The sequence below is a fragment of the Micromonospora coxensis genome, from assembly GCF_900090295.1.
GTDB lineage: Bacteria > Actinomycetota > Actinomycetes > Mycobacteriales > Micromonosporaceae > Micromonospora > Micromonospora coxensis.
Window position 1 is genome coordinate 1,823,029 of sequence record NZ_LT607753.1, and the last position, 22,342, is coordinate 1,845,370.

The window sequence follows — 22,342 nt, forward strand, 5'->3', positions numbered from 1 at the left end:
CTAGGGTCGTGAGCATGGAATTCCGTCATCTGGGCCGTTCCGGCCTGCTGGTCAGCGAGATCTCGTACGGCAACTGGATCACCCACGGCTCCCAGGTCGAGGAGGACGCGGCGCTGGCCTGTGTCCGGGCCGCGCTGGACACCGGCATCACCACGTTCGACACCGCCGACGTGTACGCCGGCACCCGGGCCGAGGAGGTGCTCGGCAAGGCGCTGGCGGGCGAGCGTCGCGAAGGGCTGGAGATCTTCACGAAGGTCTACTGGCCGACCGGCCCGGGGCGCAACGACCGGGGCCTGTCCCGCAAGCACATCATGGAGTCGATCAACGGCTCGCTGCGCCGGCTGCGCACCGACTACGTGGACCTCTACCAGGCCCACCGGTACGACTACAGCACGCCGCTGGAGGAGACGATGGAGGCGTTCGCCGACATCGTGCACTCCGGCAAGGCGCACTACATCGGCGTCTCGGAGTGGAAGGCGTCGCAGATCCGCGAGGCCCACGCCCTGGCCCGGGAGCTGCGCATCCCGCTGGTCTCCAACCAGCCGCAGTACTCGATGCTGTGGCGGGTCATCGAGACCGAGGTCGTGCCCACCAGCGAGGAGCTGGGCGTGTCGCAGATCGTCTGGTCGCCGATGGCGCAGGGCGTGCTCTCCGGCAAGTACCTGCCCGGCCAGCCGCCGCCGGCCGGCTCCCGGGCCACCGACGAGAAGTCGGGCGCCGGGTTCATCGCCCAGTGGCTGAGCGACGAGGTGCTGACCCGGGTGCAGCGGCTCAAGCCCCTCGCCGAGCAGGCCGGGCTGACCATGCCGCAGCTCGCCGTCGCGTGGGTGCTGCAGAACCCGAACGTCGCCTCGGCGATCATCGGGGCGTCCCGGCCGGAGCAGGTGCACGACAACGTCAAGGCGTCCGGTGTGAAGCTCGACGCCGACCTGCTCAAGGCGATCGACGAGATCGTCGAACCGGTCACCGAGCGGGACGCGGCGAAGACCGAGAGCCCGGCCGAGCGGCCGTGACACCCGGCCGGGCCGGCGCGGCCTCCGCGCCGGTCCGGCTCCCTCCCGGGTACGCCCGGCCCGGTGTCCCCCGCCGCTGCGCGGCGGCTCCCGGCGGCGTCGGCGGCCGGCACCCGGCTGCCGGGGGTCAGCCCTGCCAGAAGCGGATCAGCTCCAGCCCGAGCGCGTACAGCCAGGGCGGCAGGCCGAGCAGGTCGCCGATGGCGAAGACCGCGTCGAAGAACCAGCCGCCGATGCGCGGGTTCCACAGCAACGCGAAGAGCAGGATGAAGCCGTACGGGGCGAACAGGTCGTACATCCGGCGGTACTGCGGGCTCAGCCACGGCTGGATCATGTTGCCGCCGTCCAGGCCGGGCACCGGCAGCAGGTTCAGCAGGCTCGCGGTGAGCTGGAGGAACGCCAGCAGCGCCAGCCCGGCCCAGAACTCGACCGGCCCGCCGAACAGCTCGCTACCGACGCGCAGCGCGGCCACCAGCACCAGGGTGAACAGCACGTTGGTGGCCGGGCCGGCCAGGCTGACCAGGGTGTGCCGCAGCCGACCCGGGATGGCGTGCCGGTCCACCCAGACCGCGCCGCCGGGCAGGCCGATGCCGCCGAGCAGCACCACCACCACGGGCAGCACGATCGACAGCAGCGGGTGGGTGTACTTGAGCGGGTTCAACGTCAGGTAGCCCCGGTGGGCGATGTCCCGGTCGCCGGCCCGGTACGCGACCACCGCGTGGGCGTACTCGTGCAGGCAGAGCGAGACCAGCCAGCCCGACACCACGAAGAGGAACACGTCGAACCGGACGTTGCCGAACCCGTTCCAGGCCATCACGCCGCTGACCATGAAGAGCGCGACCAGGGCGAGGAAGATCGGGCTGGGACGGAACGCCGCCCGGGGCACGCCGAGCACCAGCGGCTCCCCCGGGCGGTCGTACGCCATCACTCCGCCGTCGGCAGCAGGCTCATCCGGTACTCGACGCGGTCGTCCTCGACGAGCGCGACCGAGGTGACGCCGGACGCCGCGAGCTCCCGCCAGGTCTGGCCGATCCACGATTCGGCGTCCGCCTGACTGCCGAACGACTCCGTCGGCCCCTCGACCGTCGCGCCGTCCGCGCCCTCGTACCGCCAGCTCCACGCCATGCCGCGTCTCCCCTCGCCGCTCCACCGTCCCCGGGACGGACCCCGCAAGCGTAGTCGGCTCGCTGCCCGGCGGCGCGACGCTCACCCCAGGGGCGGGCCCGCCGGGTGATCACCGGCCGCGCCGTCTGCCGGTACGGTGGCGCGGTGCTGACTCAAGGAGTGGTGCTCAGCAACCGGTACCGGCTGAGCGAACGTGTGGCGACCGGTGGCATGGGGGCGGTCTGGCGGTGCGTCGACACCCTGCTCGACCGGGAGGTGGCGGTGAAGGTGCTGCTGCCGTCGCTGGTCGAGGATCCCGAGTTCACCACCCGATTCCACGCCGAGGCCCGGATGATGGCCGCGCTGCGGCACCCGGGCATCGTCGCGGTGCACGACTTCGGCTCGGCGACGCTCGCCGACGGCAGCCGGGTCAGCTACCTGGTGATGGAGTACGTCGACGGGGAGCCGCTGGTCACCTGGGTGCGGCGGGCCGGCCGGCTCGACCCGGCGTCCACCATGTCCGTGGTGGCGCAGGCCGCCGCCGCGCTGCACGCCGCGCACACCGCCGGCATCGTGCACCGCGACGTCAAGCCGGGCAACCTGCTGGTGAAGCGGGACGGGACGGTGGTGCTCGTCGACTTCGGCATCGCCCGGTCCAGCACCATGGCCTCGCTCACCGCGGCGCACATGGTGCTGGGCACCGCGTCGTACATGTCGCCGGAGCAGGCGACCGGTCAGCCGGTCTCGGCGGCCACGGACGTGTACGCGCTCGGCGCGGTGGCGTACTACTGCCTGGCCGGGCAGCCCCCGTTCGCCGGGGAGAACCCGCTTCAGGTGGCCCTGCGGCACGCCCAGGACGAGCCGGCGCCCCTGCCGGCGGGCACCCCGCCGGCGGTGGCGGCGGTGATCGCACGGGCGCTGGCCAAGAGCCCGGGCGACCGGTGGCCCAGCGCCGCGGCCCTGGCCGACGGGGCCCTGGACGCCCGGGACGCCACGCTCGCCGTGCTGGCGGCGCCGCCGCGCCCGCCGTGGGCGCTGGAGGGCCCCGCACTGCCGGTGCCGTCGGTCCCGGCCGGGCCACCGGTCCCGTCGGGCGCGAGCCCGTCCGGCACGCCGGCCGAGGGCGACCGGTCGGGCGGATCCGTCGCCGCCGGCCCGCTCGCCACAGGACCCGCCGGCGCCCTGCCCGGCCCGGGGGCCGCCGGCGCCCTGCCCGGGGCGGAAGCCGCAGGCGCACTGCCCGGCCCGGGAGCCGCCGGCGCCCTGCCCGGGGCGGGGGTCGGCGCGGGAGCCGCGTCCGGTCCGTCCGGGGCGGGAGCGCCCGCCCTGCCCGGTGCGGGGGCCGCGTCCGGGACGGCATCGACGGGGACGGGGAGCGGGCCGGTGGCCGTCCCGGGCGGCTCCGTCCCGTCCGCAGGCCACCCCGCGCCCGCGCCGCACTCCGGCGTCGGGCACCCCGGCCCTGCCGTGCCCCTCTCGCCCGCCGGTCCGCTCGGCGACCGGGCCGGGGCAGGTGGGGCGGTACCGGCTGCGGGTGCCGCAGCACCGTGGGGCGGCCCGTCCCTGGCCTCCGGTGGGCCGGACCGGACCGGCCAGCCCGGCGGACCGGGACACCCGGGCACCGGCGCGCAGGCCGGCACCACGCCCGCACAGGCCGGCGTCACGCCCGGTGTCGTGGCACCCCCGTGGCAGCAGAGCGGCGCGCTCGCCGCGCCCCCGCCGGGCGCGTCCGCTCCGGCCGGGCACCCGTCCGCCCCGCCGTTCACGGCCGGCGGACAGCCGTACCCCGGTGGGCCGTACCCGGCCGTGACGGGTGGACAGCAGGCGACGCCCCCGGCGGGCTACCCGAGCCGGTACGTGCCACCGGAGAGCAACCCGACCCGGGAGGACCCGGCCGCCGGTGCGGCCCGCCGGCGTCGCCTGGCGCTGGCCGGGGCGGCCGGTGCGGTGGTGGCCGTGCTGGCCGGGATCGGCGCGGTCGTGGCGCTGCAACCGGACGAGCCGGCCCGGGGCGGCGGCACCGCGCTGCCGGAAGGGTCGGCGACCGTGCAGGCCCCGCAGCCGGCGCCGGAGGCGAGCGGCACCCGCAGCGCGCGGCCCGCTCCCACGGCCAGTGTCACCGGCACCCGCTCGGCCTCGGCGGGCCCCACCGCCGGCACGACCGGGACGGCCGGTCCGCGCCCGGGCGGCGAGCCCTCGGCCGGCGCGTCCACCGGCACCGCCCCGCAGCCGGGCCCGACCACCACCGGGCCGCAGCGGAAGAACCCGTACACCCCGGCGCAGGTCTGCGGCAGCGGCTACCAGGTCGTCGACTCGGCGACGCTGACCTCCGGCGGCGTCCGCAAGGGGCGGGTGTACCTGCTCTGGAACGGCTCCACCAAGGCGAACTGCGTGGTCACCATGAAGGAGACGGCGGTCGGCGAGCGGACCACGGTGTCGGCGTACCTGGAGGTGCAGGGCAAGCCCCGCAGCACCGACAGCGGCGCGTTCGAGTACTACGCCGGACCGGTCCGGGCCGCAGCCGCCGGCATCTGCGTGAAGTGGGGCGGCGCGACCGGCGGCGCCAGTTACGGCAGCGGTTTCGAGCACTGCGGCTGAGTCCGGGCCGCCCGGCGGCGACGCGCCGGGCGGCTTTAAGGTACGGGCATGTCCGTTGACGGGTGGAACACGGTCCTGGTGCTCGGCGGCATCCGCTCGGGCAAGTCGGAGTTCGCCGAGTCCCTGGTGGCCGACGCGCCCACGGTGCGGTACGTGGCGACCTCGGCCACCGGCGACCCGGAGGACACCGAGTGGGCCGCCCGGCTGGCGGCGCACCGGGAACGCCGTCCGGGCAGCTGGACGACCGAGGAGACCGCGGCGGATCCGCGGCGGCTGGCCGACGTGATCGCCGCCGCCGGGCCGAACGAGACGCTGCTCGTGGACGACCTGGGCGGCTGGGTGACGGTGCTGCTCGACCCGGCGCACCAGCCCGCCGACGACGTGGCGACGGTGGCCGAACTGGCGGCGGCGGTGCGCGACACCGAGGCGCGGGTGGTGCTGGTCAGCCCCGAGGTGGGGCTGTCGCTGGTGCCGACCACCCCGCTGGGCCGGGCGTTCACCGACGCCCTCGGCGCGGCGAACCGGGCCGTCGCCGACGCCTGTGACGCGGTGGCGCTGGTGGTCGCCGGCCAGCCGGTCTGGCTCAAGCCGGCCGCCGCACGGGCGGTCGACGTGCCCGCGCAGGCCCGGCCCACCGCGCCGGACGCGACCGGGGGGGCGCCGACCACCGTCCCCGAGGCGCACCCGCCGCTGCCCGACGTGCTGACCCCCACCGCGCCGGCCGCCGCCGCGCAGCCCGACGGCACCGCCTGGGCCGCGCCCACCATGGCGCTGCCGATGGTCGCCACCGGCCTGGTCATCCAGCCCGGCATGGAACTGCCCATGCCCGACGAGTACGCCGGGCCGCAGGCGGTCGACCGGCTCGGCACGCTGGACGTCCCGGGCGCCGGGTTCGGGACGCTGGAGCGGGTGGTCGGCTTCGCCGCCGCCACCCAGGGCACCGCCACCCCCGTCCCGTGGTCGAGGGTGCGGGTGCTGCTGCTGCACGGCGACCACGCCGGTGGGGCCGCCGCCGGGGCGCCACCCGGTGAGTCGTCGCGGCTGGCCCGGCAGGCCCGCGAGGGCCGGGGCACGCTGGCCCGGCTGGCCGCCGAGATCGGCGCCGGCCTCCAGGTGGTGGACACCCCGTCGTCCGCGCCGATGGAGCAGGAGCCCGCGCTGGGCGCCGCCGCCGTCGAGTCGTCCCTGCGGCACGGCTGGCGGCTGGCCGAGGAGGCCGCGGACGCGGGCGTCCAGTTGCTGGTGCTGGGGGCGTGCGGCGCCGGCACCGAGGCGGCGGCCGCCGCGGTGCTCGCCGCGACCGCCGGCGCGGAGGCCCCGGCGGTGCTCGGCCGGGTGGTCACCGCCGACGGCGAGATCGACGACGCCGCCTGGATGGTGCGCTGCGCCGCGGTGCGCGACGCGCTGCACCGCACCCGCCGCTCCCCCCGGGACGCGAAGGACGTGCTGGCCGAGCTGGGCGGCGGGGACGTGGCGGTGGCCACCGGCGTGCTGCTCGGCGCGACCGCCCGCCGGTTGCCGGTGATGCTGGACGGCCCGGTCGGCCTCGCCGCCGGCATGATCAGCCGCGACCTGGCCGGGCAGGCCCGGCACTGGTGCCTGCTGGCCGACCACGGCGGTCACCCGGCGGTGCGGCTCGCCGCCGACGTGCTCGGCCTGACCCCCCTGCTCGACCTGCGGCTGGACCTCGGCGAGGGGGCGAACGCGCTGGCGGCGCTGCCGCTGCTGCGCTCGGTGCTGTCGCTGGCCGCCGGGCTGCCCACCCACCCCCGGCTGGGCGGGCCGGACGCCGACGAGCCGGACTTCACCGAGCCGGAGCCGGCCGGGCCGGGGCCGACGACCACGGCGGAGCCCGACTTCGCCGAGCCGGAGCCCGCCGGGCCGGGCCCGACCACCACCGCACCGGACTTCGGCGACACGGAGCCCGGCCGGACCACCACCGAGCCGGACTTCGGCGCGCCCGAGCCGGCCGGCCCCGGCGCCCCGGAGCGGGACCCGTCCGGCCGGCGTGCCGGCTGAGCCGGGCCGCGCCGACGCCCTGCGGCTGGCGCTGACCACCTTCACCACGCTGCCGGTGCGCGCCGGCCGGATCGACCGGGCGGTGGCCGGCCGGGCGATGGCGCTCGCCCCGCTGGTCGGGGCGGTGCTCGGCGCGGCGCTGGGCGGGGTGCTGCTGCTGTCGGCCGGGTTCGCCCCGCCGCTGGTGGCCGCCGGGGTGACGGTGGGCTGCGCCGCCCTGGTCACCCGGGGCCTGCACCTGGACGGGCTCGCCGACGTCGTGGACGCGCTGGGGTCGTACCGGCGGGGAGCGGCCGCGCTGGAGATCATGAAGAAGCCGGACGTGGGGCCGTTCGGGGTGGTCGCGCTGGTGGTCGTCCTGCTGCTGCAGGCGGCGGCGCTCGCGGAGCTGGCCGGGCGGTCGTGGCTCGCGGCGCTCGCGGGCGTGGTCGCCGCGACGGCGGCGGGCCGGCTCGCGGTGGCCTTCGCCTGCCGGCGCGGGGTGCCGGCGGCCCGGCCGGAAGGGCTGGGCGCGCTGGTCGCCGGCACGGTGGGCCCGGTGGCGCTGGTGGCCGGCACGGTCGCCGTCGCGCTCGCGGCGGTCCCGGCGGTGCCGGGCCGCCCGTGGCAGGGGCCACTCGCCGTGCTGGCCGCGCTCGCCGTCGCGGTCGGGCTGCTGCGCCACGTGGTACGCCGGCTCGGCGGCGTCACCGGCGACGTGCTCGGGGCCGGTGTGGAGCTGGTCACCACGCTGGTCTACCTCGGGGTCGTGCTGTCCGGCTGAACGCGGCGGGCGGCGACGGGTAGCGTTTGCCCCGACGGCACCGGCGCGGCGCACTGGGGGACGCATGCTCATCACGGACGACTTCCTGCCGGTCCCGGTGCCGGAGTCGCTGAGCGCGACCTACCTGGTGCCGATGGCGGGGTTGCCCCGGGTGAGCCCGAAGACGGCGGTGCGGGCCCTGGAGGGGCGGCTGGCCCCGCCGGTGCACGGGCTGGCCACGCAGATGCTGGACAGCCCGCTGATGAGCGTGGACACCCGCTCGATCGACGAGTTCCCGCAGCTGCCGCCGGACCTGCTCACCGCGTTCGGGGCCACCGAGGCGCAGCTGGGCCGGCTGGCCGCGGCGAGCCACCTGGTGGTGGTGCAGGCCGAGTACCGGCCGGGCTGGCCGCCGGCGCACGAGTGGGCGGCCCGGGCGGTCGCCGCCGCGGTCGCCGAGTCCGTCGACGGCGACGTGGTGGACGTCTTCGGCCTGCAGTTCCTCGACCCGGCGACGGCGCTGCGCTCGCTGCCGGACGAGCACGGCCGGGTACGCCTCGTCGACTGGGTGCTGGTGCCGTACTCGTCCGACGCGGAGGGGCTCTGGTTCACCACCAAGGGGCTGCGCCGCTTCGGGCTGCTGGAGCTGCAGACCCAGGGCGTGCCGGACCATCTCACCCGGGCCTGGGGCGCGGTGATGACCGGGGCGGCCCGCCGGCTGCTGCGGGACTGGACCGACGGGCTGGCCGGCGAGGAGGTGCCGGCGTTCGTGCAGCTGCCGGTGCTGGCCACGGTGACCGGGCACGACATCGCGGTGGCGTACGGCAACCCGGAGCAGCACGGCGCGACGGCCCCGGTGCTGCTGCGGCTGGAGCTGGACCCGGCGACCGACCCGGAGGCCGACTCGTTCCTCAGCCTGCGCCCGCCGCCCGGGCACCCGGGGCCGGACGGGAAGTACTTCGCGGCGGCCTGCGCCACGCTCTTCTCCGGCATCCAGCCCGACGTCCGCTACGCCCGCTCGGGTGACGCGATGAGCCGGGCGGTCGCCACCGCGCGGGCCGGCCTGGACGGCATCCGGGCCCGGTTCCTGGCCGGTCAGCTCCCCGCGGAGTCCCAGCTCGTGGTGAAGTACGGCCTCCCCGGCGACGAGGGCCCCGAGTACGTCTGGGCGGGGGTGACCTCGTGGGAGACGCCGGAGCGGATCGTCGGGGCGAGCGCCAGCGACGCCAACACCGACCCGTCGGTGCGGATCGGCTCCCCGGTCGTGGTGGAGTCCACGGACATCGTCGACTGGGCCCTGCTCGACGGCACCGGCGTCATCGAGGGCGGCTGGACCCAGGCCGTCCTGGACGCCGGCGAACGCCCCCACCCCTCCCACTGACCCACCCGCACCCGGGCGCGGGCCCGCGCCCCGCCCGACGGCGTTGATCAAGAAGTTCTGGTCCGGATCCGGGCGGCAGGAGGCCCGAACCTCTTGATCAACCCACCGAGCGGGGGCACCGTCGCCGGGCGTCCTCAGGGGCGGCGGGGTCGGCTCACTTGACCGAGGGCTGGACGAACGGGGGCCGGGTGACGCGCATCTGGGCGCGACGGCCCCGGATGTCGACCTCCACCACGTCGCCGTCGGCGAGCTTCGGATCGGTGTCGAGCAGGGCCAGGGCGATGCCCTGCTTCTTCGTCGGGCTGAACGTGCCGCTGGTGATCGTGCCGACCTGCGCGTCGCCCGCGTACACGGCCATGCCGGCGCGTGGGATGGCCCGGTCGACCGCCTCCAGGCCGCGCAGCGTACGCCGAAGGCCGGCGGCCTTCTCCGCGAGCAGCACGTCGCGGCCCCAGAAGGCCGGCTTCTCCCAGCCGACCGCCCAGCCGGAGCGCGCCTGCACCGGGGTGATCTCCAGCGACAGGTCCTGCCCGTGCAGCGGGTAGCCCATCTCGGTCCGCAGGGTGTCCCGGGCGCCCAGCCCGCACGCCCGCAGCTCGACACCGGCGGCGAAGAGCGCGTCCCAGACCGCGACGGCGTGCTCGGCCGGCACCACCAGCTCGTAGCCCAGCTCACCGGTGTAGCCGGTGCGGCAGACGGTCAGGTCGGCGCCGGCCAGGGTGGCCGGGGAGAAGCTCATGTAGCCGTGCTCCGTCGGCAGGCCCAGCGCGCCGAGCAGCTCCGCCGAGCGGGGGCCCTGCACGGCCAGCACCGCGTACGCCTCGTGCTCGTCGGTGACGGTGATCCCGGCCGGCGCGGCGGCGCGCAGCCGGCGCACCACCTCGGCGGTGTTCGCCGCGTTCGGGATGAGGAAGACGTGGTCGTCGGCGTGCAGGTAGGCGATGATGTCGTCCACCACACCGCCGGTCGCGTCGTCGCAGCAGAGCGTGTACTGCGCCCGGCCCGGCCCGATCCGGCCCAGGTCGTTGCTGAGGCAGGAGTTGACGAAGTCGGCCGCGCCCGGCCCGGTGATCCGCGCCTTGCCCAGGTGCGACACGTCGAAGACGCCCACGGCGGTACGCACCGCCGTGTGCTCCTTGAGCACGCCGCCGCCGGCGTACTCCAGCGGCATCTCCCAGCCTCCGAAGGGGGCGAACTTGGCGCCGAGAGCGGTGTGCCGCTCGTGCAGCGGGGAACGGCGCAGCCGGGTCGCGGCGGCGTCGGGGGTCACGTCCGTCATGGGTGGGAACTTACCGGGAACAGCAGCGCTGGTTAGCATCGGCGGGACCCGTCGGGACAGCGTTCGGCGGGACAGCCATGCTTCCGGCGGGTAGGTTCCGCCGGAGACCTTCATCGCCGGTACGCGACGACGCGACCGGCCCGGCCCGCCCGGAGTAGCTTCAGTGACATCGCCCAGCACCACCCTGAGCCTGGTCGACACCGACCCCGCCGAGCTTGCCGTCGACGCGATCGTGATCGGCGTGCACAGCCAGACCGGAGAGCAGGCCGCCACGAGTGGCCTCGCCGGCACCCTGCTGCTGGCCAGCGGCGCGGAGAGCATCGCCGCCGCCTTCGACGGAAAGCTGACCGAGACGCTGGCGCTGCTCGGCGCGACCGGCGCTCCCGGCGAGGTGATCAAGCTGGCCACGCTGGGCACCGTCACCGCCCCGGTGGTCGCCGCCGTCGGCCTCGGCCCCGAGCCGACCGGCGCCGCCCCGGCCCCGGAGACGCTGCGTCGGGCCGCCGGCGCGGTCGTCCGGGCGCTCGCCGGCGCCGCCCGGGTGGCGCTGACCCTGCCGCTGCCCGACGACGCCGACGCCCCGGCCGCGCTGCGCGCCGTCGCCGAGGGCGCGCTGCTGGGCGGGTACCGGTTCGCCGGGTACAAGACCAAGCCGCAGCCGACCCGCCGCGAGCCGGTCGCCGAGGTGCTGATCGCCGTGCCGGACGCCGCCGACGCCACCGCCCGCGGCGAGGTCGAGCGGGCGACCGCGGTCGCCGCCGCGGTGCGGACCAGCCGCGACTGGGTGAACACCGCCCCGAACGAGCTGCGCCCGCCGGCCTTCGCCGACGCGGTCGCCGAGGCCGCCCGCGCGGCCGGGCTCGGCGTCGAGGTGCTCGACGAGGCGGCGCTGCGGGCCGGCGGCTACGGCGGCATCATCGCCGTCGGCCAGGGCTCGGAGGCTCCGCCGCGCCTGGTCAAGCTCACCTACACGCCGTCCGGCGGCGGCAACGGCAAGCGGGTGGCGCTGGTCGGCAAGGGCATCACCTTCGACACCGGTGGCATCTCGATCAAGCCGGCGCAGGGCATGTGGGAGATGAAGTCCGACATGGCCGGCGCGGCGGCGGTGGGCGCCGCGATGCTGGCGATCGCCGCCGTGCGGCCGTCGGTGGCGGTGACCGCGTACCTGCCGATGGCGGAGAACATGCCGTCGGGCACCAGCTACCGGCCGGGCGACGTGATCACCATGTACAACGGCAAGAAGGTCGAGGTGCTCAACACCGACGCCGAGGGCCGGATGATCCTCGGCGACGCGATGGCCCGGGCCTGCGAGGACGGCACCGACTACCTCTTCGAGACCTCCACCCTGACCGGTGGACAGGTCGTCGCGCTCGGCAAGCGGATCGCCGGCGTGATGGGCACCCCGGAGCTGTGCGAGCGGGTCCGGGTCGTCGGCGACTCGGTCGGCGAGCCGGCCTGGCCGATGCCGCTGCCGGACGACGTCCGCAAGGGCATGGACTCCGACGTCGCGGACATCTCCCAGGTCAACGCGGGCATGGACCGGGCCGGGCACATGCTGCAGGGCGGCGTGTTCCTGCGCGAGTTCGTCACCGAGGAGGTGGCGTGGGCGCACATCGACATCGCCGGCCCGGGCTACCACTCCGGTGAGGCGACCGGCTACTGGACCAAGGGCGGCACCGGCGTCCCGGTCCGCACCCTGGTGCAGCTCGTCGAGGACGTCGCCGCCAACGGCTGACGCCTCCCGACACCACGGCGGGGCGCCTCCCTCCCGGGAGGCGCCCCGCCCCCGTTCCCCCCACGCGCCCAGCCCGCACCCCACCCCCGCCCCGCCGCTTCCCGCCGCCCCCACGCCACCCCATGCCACACCCGCCGCCGCCTGACCCGACGCGGCGCCGCCCAAGATCCGCGCACTTTCACGGAAAGAGTGCTTGTTCGACGCGGAATAGCCACTCTTTCCGTGAAAGTGCAGCCGCCCATCGGCGGGCGCGAGTCGACGGCAGATGCGGCGCGACGGTGGCGGGTGGCGGGCGGCAGGGGTCAGAAGAGTTCGGGGCGGCGCTTGCGGCGTTCGTTGTAGTCGCGCATCCGCTGCGGGTAGCCCATCAGCCGGACGTCATAGATCGGGATGGCGAGCCGGTGGGCGAAGCGCCGGGCGCCCTCGGGCCCCTCGACGCGTCGGCGGGTCCACTCCCCGTCGTCGGCGATCAGGATGACGGTGGTCTCGGTGACCGTGGTCCGCGGCTCGATGTACGCCTCGACCCCGCGCCGGGTGCGGACGAAATTCTCGAGGTGATCGAGGTCGGCGCGGTCGGCGGGACGGTCGCGGCTGACCGCGCCGACCGCCTTCTTACGTCGTCGGAAGAGCCCCACCCGACTTTTCTCCTCCCCCGTGCGTCATCGAAGTCGGTGCCAAGCGTACGTGTCGGCGACGTGTCGTTGGGCACCTCACTACGCGCGGGCTGTGCGGTGGTGACAAGATGACCGAGGTGGGGTGTGCCTGTTACTCCGCCGTAACCCCCGATGCAGCGACGCGACCTGGGAGTTGGACGTGAGCGAGCCGAACGACGCAACCTTCGACATCGTCATTCTCGGAGGTGGCAGCGGCGGCTACGCGGCGGCGCTGCGTGCCGCCCAGCTGAACCTCTCCGTCGCGCTGATCGAGAAGGGCAAGCTCGGGGGCACCTGCCTGCACAACGGCTGCATCCCGACCAAGGCCCTGCTGCACGCCGCCGAGATCGCCGACCAGACCCGCGAGTCGGAGCAGTTCGGCGTCAAGGCCGAGCTGGTCGGCATCGACATGGCCGCCGTCAACTCGTACAAGGACGGCGTGGTCTCCCGGCTGTACAAGGGCCTGCAGGGCCTGGTGGGCAGCGCCAAGAACATCACCTTCGTGGCGGGCGCCGGCAAGCTGGTCGGCAAGAACGTCGTCGAGGTGGACGGCAAGCGCTACACCGGCCGTAACGTCGTCCTGGCCTCCGGCTCGTACGCCAAGACCCTGCCCGGCCTGGAGGTCGACGGCGAGCGGATCATCACCAGCGACCACGCCCTGACCCTGGACCGCGTCCCCTCGTCGGTGATCGTGCTCGGCGGCGGCGTGATCGGCGTCGAGTTCGCCAGCGTGTGGAAGTCCTTCGGCGTGGACGTCACCATCGTCGAGGCGCTGCCCCGGCTGGTCGCCGCCGAGGACGAGGAGTCGTCGAAGGCGCTGGAGCGGGCCTTCCGCAAGCGGAAGATCAACTTCAAGGTCGGCAAGCCGTTCGAGAAGGTCGAGAAGACCGAGAACGGCGTCAAGCTGACCATTCAGGGCGGTGAGACCGTCGAGGCCGAGCTGCTGCTGGTCGCCGTGGGTCGCGGCCCGAACACGGCCAACCTCGGGTACGAGGAGCAGGGCGTCAAGATGGACCGCGGCTACGTGCTGACCGACGAGCGGCTGCGCACCAGCGTGCCGAACGTCTACGCGGTCGGCGACATCGTGCCCGGCCTCCAGCTCGCCCACCGTGGCTTCCAGCAGGGCATCTTCGTCGCCGAGGAGATCGCCGGCCAGAACCCGGCCGTGATCGACGAGGCCGGCATCCCGCGGGTCACCTACTCCGACCCGGAGCTGGCGTCGGTGGGCCTGACCGAGGCGAAGGCCAAGGAGCAGTACGGGGCCGACAAGGTCAAGAGCTACAACTACAACCTGGGCGGCAACGGCAAGAGCCAGATCCTCAAGACCACCGGCTTCGTGAAGCTGGTGCGGGTCGAGGACGGTCCGGTGGTCGGCGTGCACATGGTCGGCGCCCGGGTCGGCGAGCTGATCGGCGAGGCCCAGCTCATCTACAACTGGGAGGCCTACCCGGCCGAGGTGGCGCAGCTCGTGCACGCCCACCCGACGCAGAACGAGGCCCTGGGCGAGGCGCACCTGGCCCTGGCCGGCAAGCCGCTGCACGCGCACGCCTGATCGAGAAGTGATTCCGCGGCGTCCGGCGGCAGACGGGCGTGATCGCACCAGGGGAATGAAGGAGTCTTAGAAGATGCCGGTATCGGTCACCATGCCTCGGCTCGGCGAGAGCGTCACCGAGGGCACCGTCACCCGCTGGCTCAAGCAGGAGGGCGACACCGTCGAGGTCGACGAGCCGCTGCTCGAGGTGTCGACCGACAAGGTCGACACCGAGATCCCGTCCCCGGCGGCGGGCGTGCTGAGCCGGATCGTGGTCGGCGAGGACGAGACCGCCGAGGTGGGCAGCGAGCTGGCCGTCATCGCCGGCGAGGGCGAGTCCGCCGGTGGCGGCGAGGCCGCCCCGGCCCAGGAGGCCGCGCCGGCCGCCGAGCCGACGGCCGCCGCCGAGGGCACCGGCCCGGAGCCGGAGCAGGAGCAGCCGGCCCCGGCCGAGCCGCAGGCGCAGGCCGCCCCGGCGCCGTCGGGCGAGGGCACCCCGGTGAAGATGCCGGCCCTGGGTGAGAGCGTCACCGAGGGTACGGTCACCCGCTGGCTCAAGCAGGTCGGCGAGACCGTCGAGGTCGACGAGGCGCTGCTGGAGGTCTCCACCGACAAGGTCGACACCGAGATCCCGTCCCCGGTCGCCGGCACCGTGCTGGAGATCAAGGTGGCCGAGGACGAGACCGCCGAGGTCGGCGCCGACCTGGCGATCATCGGTGCGGCCGGCGCCGCCCCGGCCGAGGCGAAGCCCGAGCCCAAGCCGGAGCCGAAGGCCGAACCCAAGCCCGAGCCGAAGCCGAAGCCGGAGCCGAAGGCCGAGGCGAAGCCCGAGCCGAAGGTCGAGGAGCCGACCCCGGGCATGTCGTACAACGAGCCCGCCGCGGAGGCCGAGGTCGCGCAGCAGCCGGCCAAGGCCGAGCAGGCGGCGCAGCCGGCCGCCCCGACGACGGCGCCGCAGCGTCCGACCGCCCCCGCCCAGGGTGGTGGCGAGGAGGCCGCCGGCTACGTGACCCCGCTGGTGCGCAAGCTCGCCGCCGAGCACGGCGTCGACCTGTCCTCGGTCAACGGCACCGGCGTCGGTGGCCGGATCCGCAAGCAGGACGTGCTGGAGGCGGCCGAGAAGGCCAAGGCCGCCAAGGCCGCCCCCGCCCCGGCGCAGCAGCCGGCCGCCGCCGCGGCCCCCGCCAAGCCGGCCGCCAAGCCGCAGCCGAGCGCGAAGCGTGGCACCACCGAGAAGCTGCCGCGCATCCGGGCGGCCATCGCCAAGCGGATGCAGCAGTCGCTGCACGAGATGGCGCAGCTGACCACGGTGGTCGAGGTGGACGTCACCCGGATCGCCAAGCTGCGGGCCCGGGCGAAGGACTCCTTCCAGCAGCGGCACGGCGTCAAGCTGTCGTTCCTGCCGTTCTTCGCCCTCGCGGCGATCGAGGCCCTGCAGGCGCACCCGATCGTCAACGCCAGCATGGACCTCGACGCCGGGACGATCACCTACCCGGACGCGGAGCACCTCGGCATCGCCGTGGACACCGAGCGCGGTCTGCTGGTGCCGGTCATCCACAACGCGGGTGACCTCAACCTCGGCGGCATCGCCAAGCGGGTGGCCGACCTGGCCGAGCGGACCCGGACCAACAAGATCAGCCCGGACGAGATCGCCGGGGCGACCTTCACGCTGACCAACACCGGCAGCCGGGGCGCCCTCTTCGACACCCCGATCGTGCCGTCGCCGCAGTCGGCGATGCTCGGCACGGGTGCCGTGGTCAAGCGTCCGGTCGTGGTCAACGACCCGGAGCTGGGCGAGGTCGTCGCGATCCGGTCGATGGTCTACCTGGCCATGTCCTACGACCACCGGCTCATCGACGGCGCCGACGCGGCCCGCTTCCTGGTCACGGTCAAGGAGCGGCTGGAGGCCGGCAACTTCGAGGCCGAGCTGGGTCTCTGACCCGGTAGGCAACTCCCCGGAAGGGGCGCGCGGCACCCGCCGCGCGCCCCTTCCGCGTTTCCCGCCTCTCCCCCGGGCACAGCGCGGCGCGGGACGACGAGTGCGGCCCGGCGCGGGGCGGGCGAAGACCTCGATTCCGGCCCAGCGCCGGGTGGGCGCTGACAGACTCGATCGGTGGGCGGCGGTCGGGGGCGGGGACGGCTGGGACCGGCCGTGGCCGTCGCGCCCGGGGCCCGGGTGGACCGGTTCGAGATCTTCTTCGACCTGGTCTTCGTCTTCTCGTTCTTCATCATCACCCGGGCCACCGCCATGGAGGTCACCGGTCAGGCGCTGCTGCACGGCGTGCTGGTGCTGGCGGTGCTCTGGTGGACCTGGGTGGTGCACAGCGTGGTGGCCACCCGGATCCGGCTCGGCGAGGGTTTCGTGCCGGTGCTGATGGTGGTGGGCATGGCCGCGCTGTTCTGCTTCGCGCTGGCCCTGCCGCAGGCGTTCGGCGACCCGCGCCGGAACAGCGCGGGGCCGGTGGTGGTGGCGGTCAGTTACCTGGTCATCCGCGCCGTGCACATGATCCTGTACATCCACGTCGTCCGGGACACCCCGCACCAGCGTCGCCAGGTGTTCCGGTTCCTGCCGGAGATCGTGTTCAGCACGCTGCTGCTGCTCGGCGCGGCGCTGATCCCGGCCCAGATCGACGACCTGGGTCGGGCGGGGCTGGTCCGGGACGGGCTGTGGATCACCGTGGTGGTGCTCCAGTACGGCACCGGGATCATCGGCGGCACCTGGGGTTGGGGCGTCGCCTCGGCCGAACACTGGACGGAGCGCTACGACCTGATCCTGATCATCGCGCTGGGCGAGTCGGTGATCTCGGTCGGGGTGGGCAGCAACCTGCTCGGCCAGCCACCGAGCTGGCCGGCGGTCGTCGCCGCCGTGCTGGGCATCTTCTTCACGGCCGCCCTGTGGTGGGCCCACTACGACGTGATCGGGCCGGCCGCCCGGATCGCCCTGCACGCCACCCTGGGCCGGGCCCGGGTGGCGATGGCCCGGGACGCGTACGCGTACTGCTATCTGCCGATGATCGCCGGAATCATCCTGTTCGCGCTCGGGGCCGAGGGGATCGTGCACGCCGTCGCCGACCCCTCCGTGCCGATCACCGAGCCGGCGCACGGCCTACAGGTGCCGCTGCTGTTCATCGGGACGATCTGCTACCTCGTCGGCAACATGCTCTTCCAGCTGCGGACCCTGCACACCGTGTCGTGGAGCCGGGTCGGGGCCGTGCTCCTGCTGGCCGCCGCCATCCCGGTCGGTGAGAACCTGCCGGGGCTGGCGACCCTGTCCCTGCTCACCGCGATCTGCGTGGGCCTGGTGGCGGTCGAGGTGATCACCATGGGCGACGCCCGGCAGGCGCTGCGCGACGCGGTCTTCCAGGAACGCGCCACCCACGAGGCGCACGAGGCGGAGTTCCGCGCCCGCTGGCACGAGGACGGCCCGGAGGAGCAGCGGGGGTGACCGTACCCTGCCCACGCGCACCCTGCCCCGCGCCGAGCGGGGGCGGCCGGCTCAGGCGGGGGTGGCCGGCTCGCGCAGCAGCGCGCGGATCTCGTCGGCCTCGGGGTCGCCGAGTTCGTCGAAGACCGCCAGCGCCTCCCGCCAGCAGGACCGGGCCGCGTCGGTGTCGCCCCGCCCGGTCAGGGACCGGCCCAGCGCCAGCAGGGTCCGCGCCCGGCCGTGCGCGTTGCCGGTCGACACGTGCAGCTGCGCCGCCTCCCGGAAGCGCCGGATCGCCCGCTCGTGGTCCCCGAGTTCGGCGTGGGCCTCGCCCAGGTTGGCGATGCAGATGGCCTCCGCGTACCGGTCGCCGCAGTCGCGCACGGCGGTGAGTGCCTCCTCGTGGCGGGCGACGGCCTTCTCCGGCTCGCCCAGCAGCGCGTGGCACTGCGCCATGTTCTGCAACGCCACCCCCTCGCCCCACCGGTTGCCCTGGAGCCGGTGCTCGTCGCGGGCCAGGGCGAACGTGGCGAGCGCGTGGTCGGGCCGGCCCGCCTCGGCGTGCGCGACGGCGAGGCTGTTGAGGGTCGTCGGCCGCCAGTCGCGGTACCCGCTCGCCTCCTGCACCCGCAGCGAATCCTGGTACAACTCGATGGCCTCCGGGTAGCGCCGGCTCTCACAGAGCGCGGTGGCCGTCCTCATCAGCAGCGCCCCCTCGGCGCGCCGGTCGCCGAGGGACCGGGTGGCGGCCAGCCCGATCTCGCCGGCCGCCAGCCAGTCCTCGCGCCGCTTGGCGATGTACCAGTACGCCGACGCGGCGAGCGCGACCTGCCACGCGTGCCCGGGCAGCCCGTTGGCCGCCGCGGCCCGCACCACCGGCACGAGGCTGGACCGCTCGGCCTCGCACCAGCTCAGGGCGTCGGCGTAGCTGTCGAAGCGCAGCGGCTCGACCAGGGGCGGCGGCGTCGGGTCGAAGCGGGGCCGGTGCGGCTGGAGCAGCCGCTCGGCAGCGTCGACCGTGTGCAGGTACCAGTCGAGGACCCGGCGCAGCGCGAGCCGGCGCTCCTCGACGTGCTCCGGCGCGCCGGCCAGCTCCGTGGCGTACGCGCCGACCAGGTCGTGGAACTGGTAGCGGTCCGGCCCGGTGCGGTGCAGGAGGCTGGCCCGGGTCAGCTCGCCGGCCAGCTCCCGGGCACGCGACAGGTCGACGCCGGCGAGCGCCGCCACGGCGGGAGTCCCGACGCTCTGGCCGGGATGCAGCGCCAGCCGCCAGAACAGCCCGGCCGCCGGCGCCGACAGGGACCGGTACGACCAGGAGAAGACGGTGCGCAGGTTGGTGTCGGGGCCGTCGGACCCGGCGAAGGCGTCGAGGCGGCGGCCCTGGCTCAGCTCGTCCACCAGCTCGCCGAGGGAGCGGTCGGGCAGTTCGAGGGCCCGGGCGGCGACGATGCGGATGGCCAGCGGCACGTGGCCGCAGACGCCGCCGGCAAGGCCTTCTTCGACGCCGACGTGGCCGGCTGGGAAGGCGCGGAGGAGATCAAGGCCTGCGACATCAAGACCGACAGCGCTGCGGTGTTCGCCTACCTGACCGACCAGAACGACCGGATGGTGGCCTCGGTCCGGGACACCAAGAACGACGGGAGCTGCACGAGCACGGCGACCAACATGATCACCGACGAGAAGCCGGTGAAGCTGGTCGTCTGCATCGACGACGGCACCTCCGTCCTCAAGAGCTGCAGCTCCGCCTGGGGACGCTCCTGACCCGGTCGCCCGACACGGGGCTGGCGGCCGGACACGGGCCTGGCTAGCCGGGCGCCGTTCGGCCCTGGGCCGGTCGCGCCGGCAGGCCGGGGGCGACCGGGCCGCGCCGGGTGCGGGTTCATCGGCCATCGCGCCGATGGACGCGATCCGCACCCGGCGCGACACCGGCCGGCCCCGGGGCGACGGCCTCCTTCCGACGGCCGGGACGCCTACGCCTGCCGCTACCTGCTGGTGGCGGGGCGATCTGCGACCAGGCCGCGGGTGGCGGCCATCAGTCGGGCGACGGCCTCGGCGTCGTACGCCTGCGCGTGCGCCCGGGCATCGTCGAACCGGTCGAAGTAGCGGCCGGTCACGCCGTCGAGGGCCGAGTCGACGACCAACCGCAGGGTGGGCAGCGCGCCCTGGTCCACGTCGAGGGCCGGGGTGAGCCCACTGCTCCGCACCATCGGGGTGTCCATCAGGTGGGCCGGGTGCACGGCGTTGACCGTGACGCCACGGTCGCGCAACTCCGGGGCCAGCGCGAAGGTCGACATGATCAGCGCCAGCTTGCTGCGGCAGTAGGCCAACTCCCAGTCGTAGTCCCGTTCGAACATGAGGTCGTCGAAGTCCAGCGGAACCTGGCCCATGGAGGCCACGTTCACCACCCGGGCCGGTGCGGAGGCGGCCAGCAGCGGGGCCAACTCGCGGACGAGCAGGTACGGCGCGAGGTGGTTGACGGCGAGGGAGAGTTCGTGTCCCTGCCGGCTGACCTGGCGGGGCAGCTCGGGTGCGGCGGCGACGGCGGCGTTGTTGACCAGCACGTCCAATCGCGGCTCGGCGCGCCGCACGTCGGCGGCCAGGGCGCGTACCTGATCGAGGTCGGCCAGGTCGGCGCGGTAGGCACGGACGGCGGGCGCCCAGCGGGACAGCTCGTCGACGACGACCGCGAGCCGGCCCTCGTCCCGCCCGTGCAGGAGCAGCCGGGCGCCCCGGACGGCGAGGTCGCGGGCCAGCTGCCGGCCCAGGCCGGTGGTCGCACCGGTGATCAGAACGGTCCTGCCACGCATCAGCGCCTCCCCTTCATCAAAGCCTTGATGGTAGGACGGCCCTTGATGGATGGTCCAGCCGATATGCTCGGCGGCGTGGAGATGCCGCCCGAGGAGCGCCTCGGTCTGGACATCAAGCGCGCGGAGCAGACGCTGATGTCGGCCAAGAGCGCGGCGCTGCGGGACTCCGGCCTGACCGTCGCGCAGTACGCCGCGCTCTCCGTGCTCGCCGGCAACCCCGGCATCTCCGGGGCGGCGCTGGCCCGCGCCTGCCTGGTCACTCCGCAGGCCATGGCCGCGGTGCTGAAGACGCTGGAGGAGCGGGCGCTGGTGGCCCGTTCCCGCCACCCGTGGCACCAGCACGTCCTCGAGACGCGCCTGACCGACGCCGGCCGCGACCTGCTCGCGCACGCGGACCGGGCCGCGGTCCGGATCGAACGGCGGCTCGCCGACGAGTTCACCGCCGAGGAGCGGCAGGCGTTGCGGGACCTGCTCGCCCGCTGCGTGACGGCGATCCGCCGAGCCGACTGACCGGCCGACGCCCCCACACGGGCACCGCCCCGCCCCCGGGTCGACCCGGCGCGGACGGCCGGTGACGGTACGTCATCGACGATCCGTTCGGGGTCGCCCCGCCACCGCGCCGGGCCGGGCGTCCGGTCGCGGATTCGCCCTTCGGCAGAATCGGCGGGTCCGGGGTCGCCGCGACCGGCCCGCCGGCGCGAGGCTGGGCCGGTGACGACCTTCTCGCTCCAGGCCACCCCCACCGACGCCGCGAGCTGGCTCGACCTGGCCCGCCGGGCCGAGTCCGCCGGCTTCGACGCGCTGCTCGCCGCCGACCACCCCGGCGACGTCACCTCGCCCTTCGTCGCGCTGGCCGCCGCCGCGGCGGTCACCTCGACGATCGGCCTCGGGTCGTACGTGTCGAACGCCGGTGTGCGGGAGCCGATCCTGCTCGCCGCCGACGTGGCCACCCTGGACCTCGTCTCGGGCGGGCGGGCCCGGCTCGGCATCGGCGCCGGTCACACCCCCGCCGAGTGGCGGGCCGTCGGACGCGAGCGGCCCGACGTCGCCGGCCGGGTACGCCGCTGCGTGGCCGTCGCCGAGGCCGTGCGCGCCCTGCTCGACGGAGACGAGGTGAGCGTGGACTCCGCCGAGCTGGCGATGCGCGAGGCGCGGCTGCGCTCACCCCGGCCGGTGCAGCGGCGCGTCCCGCTGACCATGGGCACCGCCAACTCTGCGCTGCTGCGCTGGGCCGGCGCGTACGCCGACGTGGTCGGGCTGACCGGCTTCGGGCGTACCCTCGCCGACGGCCACGCCCACGACGTGCGGTGGCGGACCGACCAGATCGAGGCGCAGCTCGCCTGTGTGGCCACCGGCGCGGCGGGTCGGGACGACCCGCCGGCGCTGGAGGCGCTGGTGCAGAAGGTGGTGGTCACCGACGACGCGGAGGCCGCCGCCACGGAGACGGCGGACCGGCTCGGCCTGACCGTGCCGGAGCTGCTGGCCACCCCGTTCGTGCTGATCGGCACCGTCGACGAGATCGTCGCGGCGCTCGCCGCGCACGAGCGCCGCTGGGGCGTCACCCGCTTCGTGGTACGTGCCGACGCGCGGGAACCGCTCGCCCCGGTGCTCGCCCGACTGGCCTGAGCCGGGCCGTCGCAGGTCAGCCGGTCGGGAGCGCCCCGGTCACGCCCTCGTAGTAGCGGATCTTGGCGCGCAGGTGGTCGTACTGGCGGCGGAGCAGGGCCATCTGGTCCTCGACCCGCTCGGCGTGCCGTTCCAGCAGCTCCTGCCGCTGCCCGGCGGTGTGCTCCCCCTCGCGGGCCAGCTCGGCGTAGCGGCACATCTGGGCGATCGGCATGCCCGTGTCGCGCAGGCAGCGGAACAACTCCAGCCAGCCCAGGTCGTCGTCGGTGAAGACCCGCCGCCCGCCGGACGTCCGGCCGACCCCGCTGAGCAGGCCGATCTTCTCGTAGTACCGCAGGGTGTCGAGGCTGAAGCCGCTGCGCCGGGCGGCCTCCGAGGGTGGGTATCCGCTCATGCCCGCAGGGTAGCGCTTGACCTGGAGCGCGCTCCA

At 75.1% G+C, this 22,342-nt stretch carries 19 protein-coding genes; 12 read left to right on the plus strand and 7 right to left on the minus strand.

Features of this window, described 5'->3' with window-relative positions:
• Window positions 1-14 precede the first annotated feature (14 nt).
• Window positions 15-1,013, plus strand: coding sequence for an aldo/keto reductase family protein (locus GA0070614_RS08015; RefSeq protein ID WP_088975354.1), 999 nt, complete (start codon window positions 15-17; stop codon window positions 1,011-1,013).
• A gap of 127 nt (window positions 1,014-1,140) precedes the next feature.
• Here GA0070614_RS08015 and GA0070614_RS08020 read toward each other — a convergent pair whose 3' ends face one another.
• On the minus strand, window positions 1,141-1,938 hold the full coding sequence (locus tag GA0070614_RS08020) for a site-2 protease family protein (RefSeq protein WP_088979313.1): 798 nt from the start codon (window positions 1,936-1,938) through the stop codon (window positions 1,141-1,143).
• The gene (locus GA0070614_RS08025) at window positions 1,938-2,138 is read right to left on the minus strand and encodes a hypothetical protein (protein WP_088975355.1); all 201 of its coding nucleotides are present in this window, start codon (window positions 2,136-2,138) and stop codon (window positions 1,938-1,940) included. Before GA0070614_RS08025 ends, GA0070614_RS08020 begins: the two co-directional genes overlap by 1 nt.
• Window positions 2,139-2,282: 144 nt before the next feature.
• Here GA0070614_RS08025 and GA0070614_RS31055 point away from each other — a divergent pair, with 144 nt between their 5' ends.
• The 4 genes from GA0070614_RS31055 (at window position 2,283) to GA0070614_RS08045 (ending at window position 8,857) form a co-directional block, all read left to right on the plus strand.
• Window positions 2,283-4,715: a serine/threonine-protein kinase gene (locus GA0070614_RS31055; protein ID WP_231933580.1), complete on the plus strand. Its 2,433-nt coding sequence runs from the start codon at window positions 2,283-2,285 to the stop codon at window positions 4,713-4,715.
• 48 nt (window positions 4,716-4,763) lie between these two features.
• On the plus strand, window positions 4,764-6,734 hold the full coding sequence (locus tag GA0070614_RS08035) for a bifunctional adenosylcobinamide kinase/adenosylcobinamide-phosphate guanylyltransferase (protein WP_088975356.1): 1,971 nt from the start codon (window positions 4,764-4,766) through the stop codon (window positions 6,732-6,734).
• Entirely contained in the window at window positions 6,724-7,497 is a 774-nt protein-coding gene (gene cobS / locus GA0070614_RS08040) for an adenosylcobinamide-GDP ribazoletransferase (RefSeq protein WP_088975357.1), read from the plus strand. Before GA0070614_RS08035 ends, cobS begins: the two co-directional genes overlap by 11 nt.
• A 64-nt stretch (window positions 7,498-7,561) precedes the next feature.
• Window positions 7,562-8,857: a DUF2314 domain-containing protein gene (locus GA0070614_RS08045; RefSeq protein ID WP_088975358.1), complete on the plus strand. Its 1,296-nt coding sequence runs from the start codon at window positions 7,562-7,564 to the stop codon at window positions 8,855-8,857.
• A gap of 154 nt (window positions 8,858-9,011) precedes the next feature.
• Here GA0070614_RS08045 and gcvT read toward each other — a convergent pair whose 3' ends face one another.
• Window positions 9,012-10,136: a glycine cleavage system aminomethyltransferase GcvT gene (gene gcvT / locus GA0070614_RS08050; protein ID WP_088975359.1), complete on the minus strand. Its 1,125-nt coding sequence runs from the start codon at window positions 10,134-10,136 to the stop codon at window positions 9,012-9,014.
• 163 nt (window positions 10,137-10,299) lie between these two features.
• On the opposite strand from gcvT, the gene GA0070614_RS08055 reads away from it, so the two are divergent.
• Window positions 10,300-11,871 carry a leucyl aminopeptidase gene (locus GA0070614_RS08055; protein WP_088975360.1) on the plus strand — a complete coding sequence of 524 codons (1,572 nt, stop codon included), beginning with the start codon at window positions 10,300-10,302 and terminating at the stop codon, window positions 11,869-11,871.
• 302 nt (window positions 11,872-12,173) lie between these two features.
• On the opposite strand, the gene GA0070614_RS08060 is transcribed toward GA0070614_RS08055, so the two are convergent.
• Window positions 12,174-12,506, minus strand: coding sequence for a hypothetical protein (locus GA0070614_RS08060; protein ID WP_088975361.1), 333 nt, complete (start codon window positions 12,504-12,506; stop codon window positions 12,174-12,176).
• A gap of 178 nt (window positions 12,507-12,684) precedes the next feature.
• Between GA0070614_RS08060 and lpdA the strand changes: the two genes are divergently transcribed.
• The 3 genes from lpdA (at window position 12,685) to GA0070614_RS08075 (ending at window position 17,500) form a co-directional block, all read left to right on the plus strand.
• Window positions 12,685-14,076, plus strand: a complete 1,392-nt coding sequence (gene lpdA / locus GA0070614_RS08065) for a dihydrolipoyl dehydrogenase (protein WP_088975362.1) — start codon at window positions 12,685-12,687, stop codon at window positions 14,074-14,076.
• Between the two features lie 73 nt (window positions 14,077-14,149).
• The gene (gene sucB, locus GA0070614_RS08070; protein ID WP_088975363.1) at window positions 14,150-15,994 is read left to right on the plus strand and encodes a 2-oxoglutarate dehydrogenase, E2 component, dihydrolipoamide succinyltransferase; all 1,845 of its coding nucleotides are present in this window, start codon (window positions 14,150-14,152) and stop codon (window positions 15,992-15,994) included.
• Window positions 15,995-16,168: 174 nt separating this feature from the next.
• Window positions 16,169-17,500: a low temperature requirement protein A gene (locus GA0070614_RS08075; protein ID WP_088975364.1), complete on the plus strand. Its 1,332-nt coding sequence runs from the start codon at window positions 16,169-16,171 to the stop codon at window positions 17,498-17,500.
• Between the two features lie 51 nt (window positions 17,501-17,551).
• On the opposite strand, the gene GA0070614_RS08080 is transcribed toward GA0070614_RS08075, so the two are convergent.
• Window positions 17,552-18,946, minus strand: coding sequence for a tetratricopeptide repeat protein (locus GA0070614_RS08080; protein WP_088975365.1), 1,395 nt, complete (start codon window positions 18,944-18,946; stop codon window positions 17,552-17,554).
• On the opposite strand from GA0070614_RS08080, the gene GA0070614_RS30515 reads away from it, so the two are divergent.
• Window positions 18,947-19,240 (plus strand): hypothetical protein, encoded by a 294-nt coding sequence (locus GA0070614_RS30515; protein WP_088975366.1) that lies wholly within the window; start codon window positions 18,947-18,949, stop codon window positions 19,238-19,240.
• Window positions 19,241-19,461: 221 nt separating this feature from the next.
• Here GA0070614_RS30515 and GA0070614_RS08090 read toward each other — a convergent pair whose 3' ends face one another.
• Entirely contained in the window at window positions 19,462-20,286 is an 825-nt protein-coding gene (locus GA0070614_RS08090) for an SDR family NAD(P)-dependent oxidoreductase (RefSeq protein WP_088975367.1), read from the minus strand.
• A gap of 81 nt (window positions 20,287-20,367) precedes the next feature.
• On the opposite strand from GA0070614_RS08090, the gene GA0070614_RS08095 reads away from it, so the two are divergent.
• Both GA0070614_RS08095 and GA0070614_RS08100 read left to right on the plus strand, forming a co-directional pair.
• Window positions 20,368-20,796 carry a MarR family winged helix-turn-helix transcriptional regulator gene (locus tag GA0070614_RS08095; RefSeq protein WP_088979314.1) on the plus strand — a complete coding sequence of 143 codons (429 nt, stop codon included), beginning with the start codon at window positions 20,368-20,370 and terminating at the stop codon, window positions 20,794-20,796.
• A 201-nt stretch (window positions 20,797-20,997) separates the two neighbouring features.
• Complete coding sequence (locus tag GA0070614_RS08100) at window positions 20,998-21,912, plus strand: TIGR03621 family F420-dependent LLM class oxidoreductase (RefSeq protein ID WP_088975368.1); 915 nt, start codon at window positions 20,998-21,000, stop codon at window positions 21,910-21,912.
• Between the two features lie 16 nt (window positions 21,913-21,928).
• On the opposite strand, the gene GA0070614_RS08105 is transcribed toward GA0070614_RS08100, so the two are convergent.
• Entirely contained in the window at window positions 21,929-22,306 is a 378-nt protein-coding gene (locus tag GA0070614_RS08105) for a MerR family transcriptional regulator (protein ID WP_088975369.1), read from the minus strand.
• Window positions 22,307-22,342: the final 36 nt, after the last annotated feature.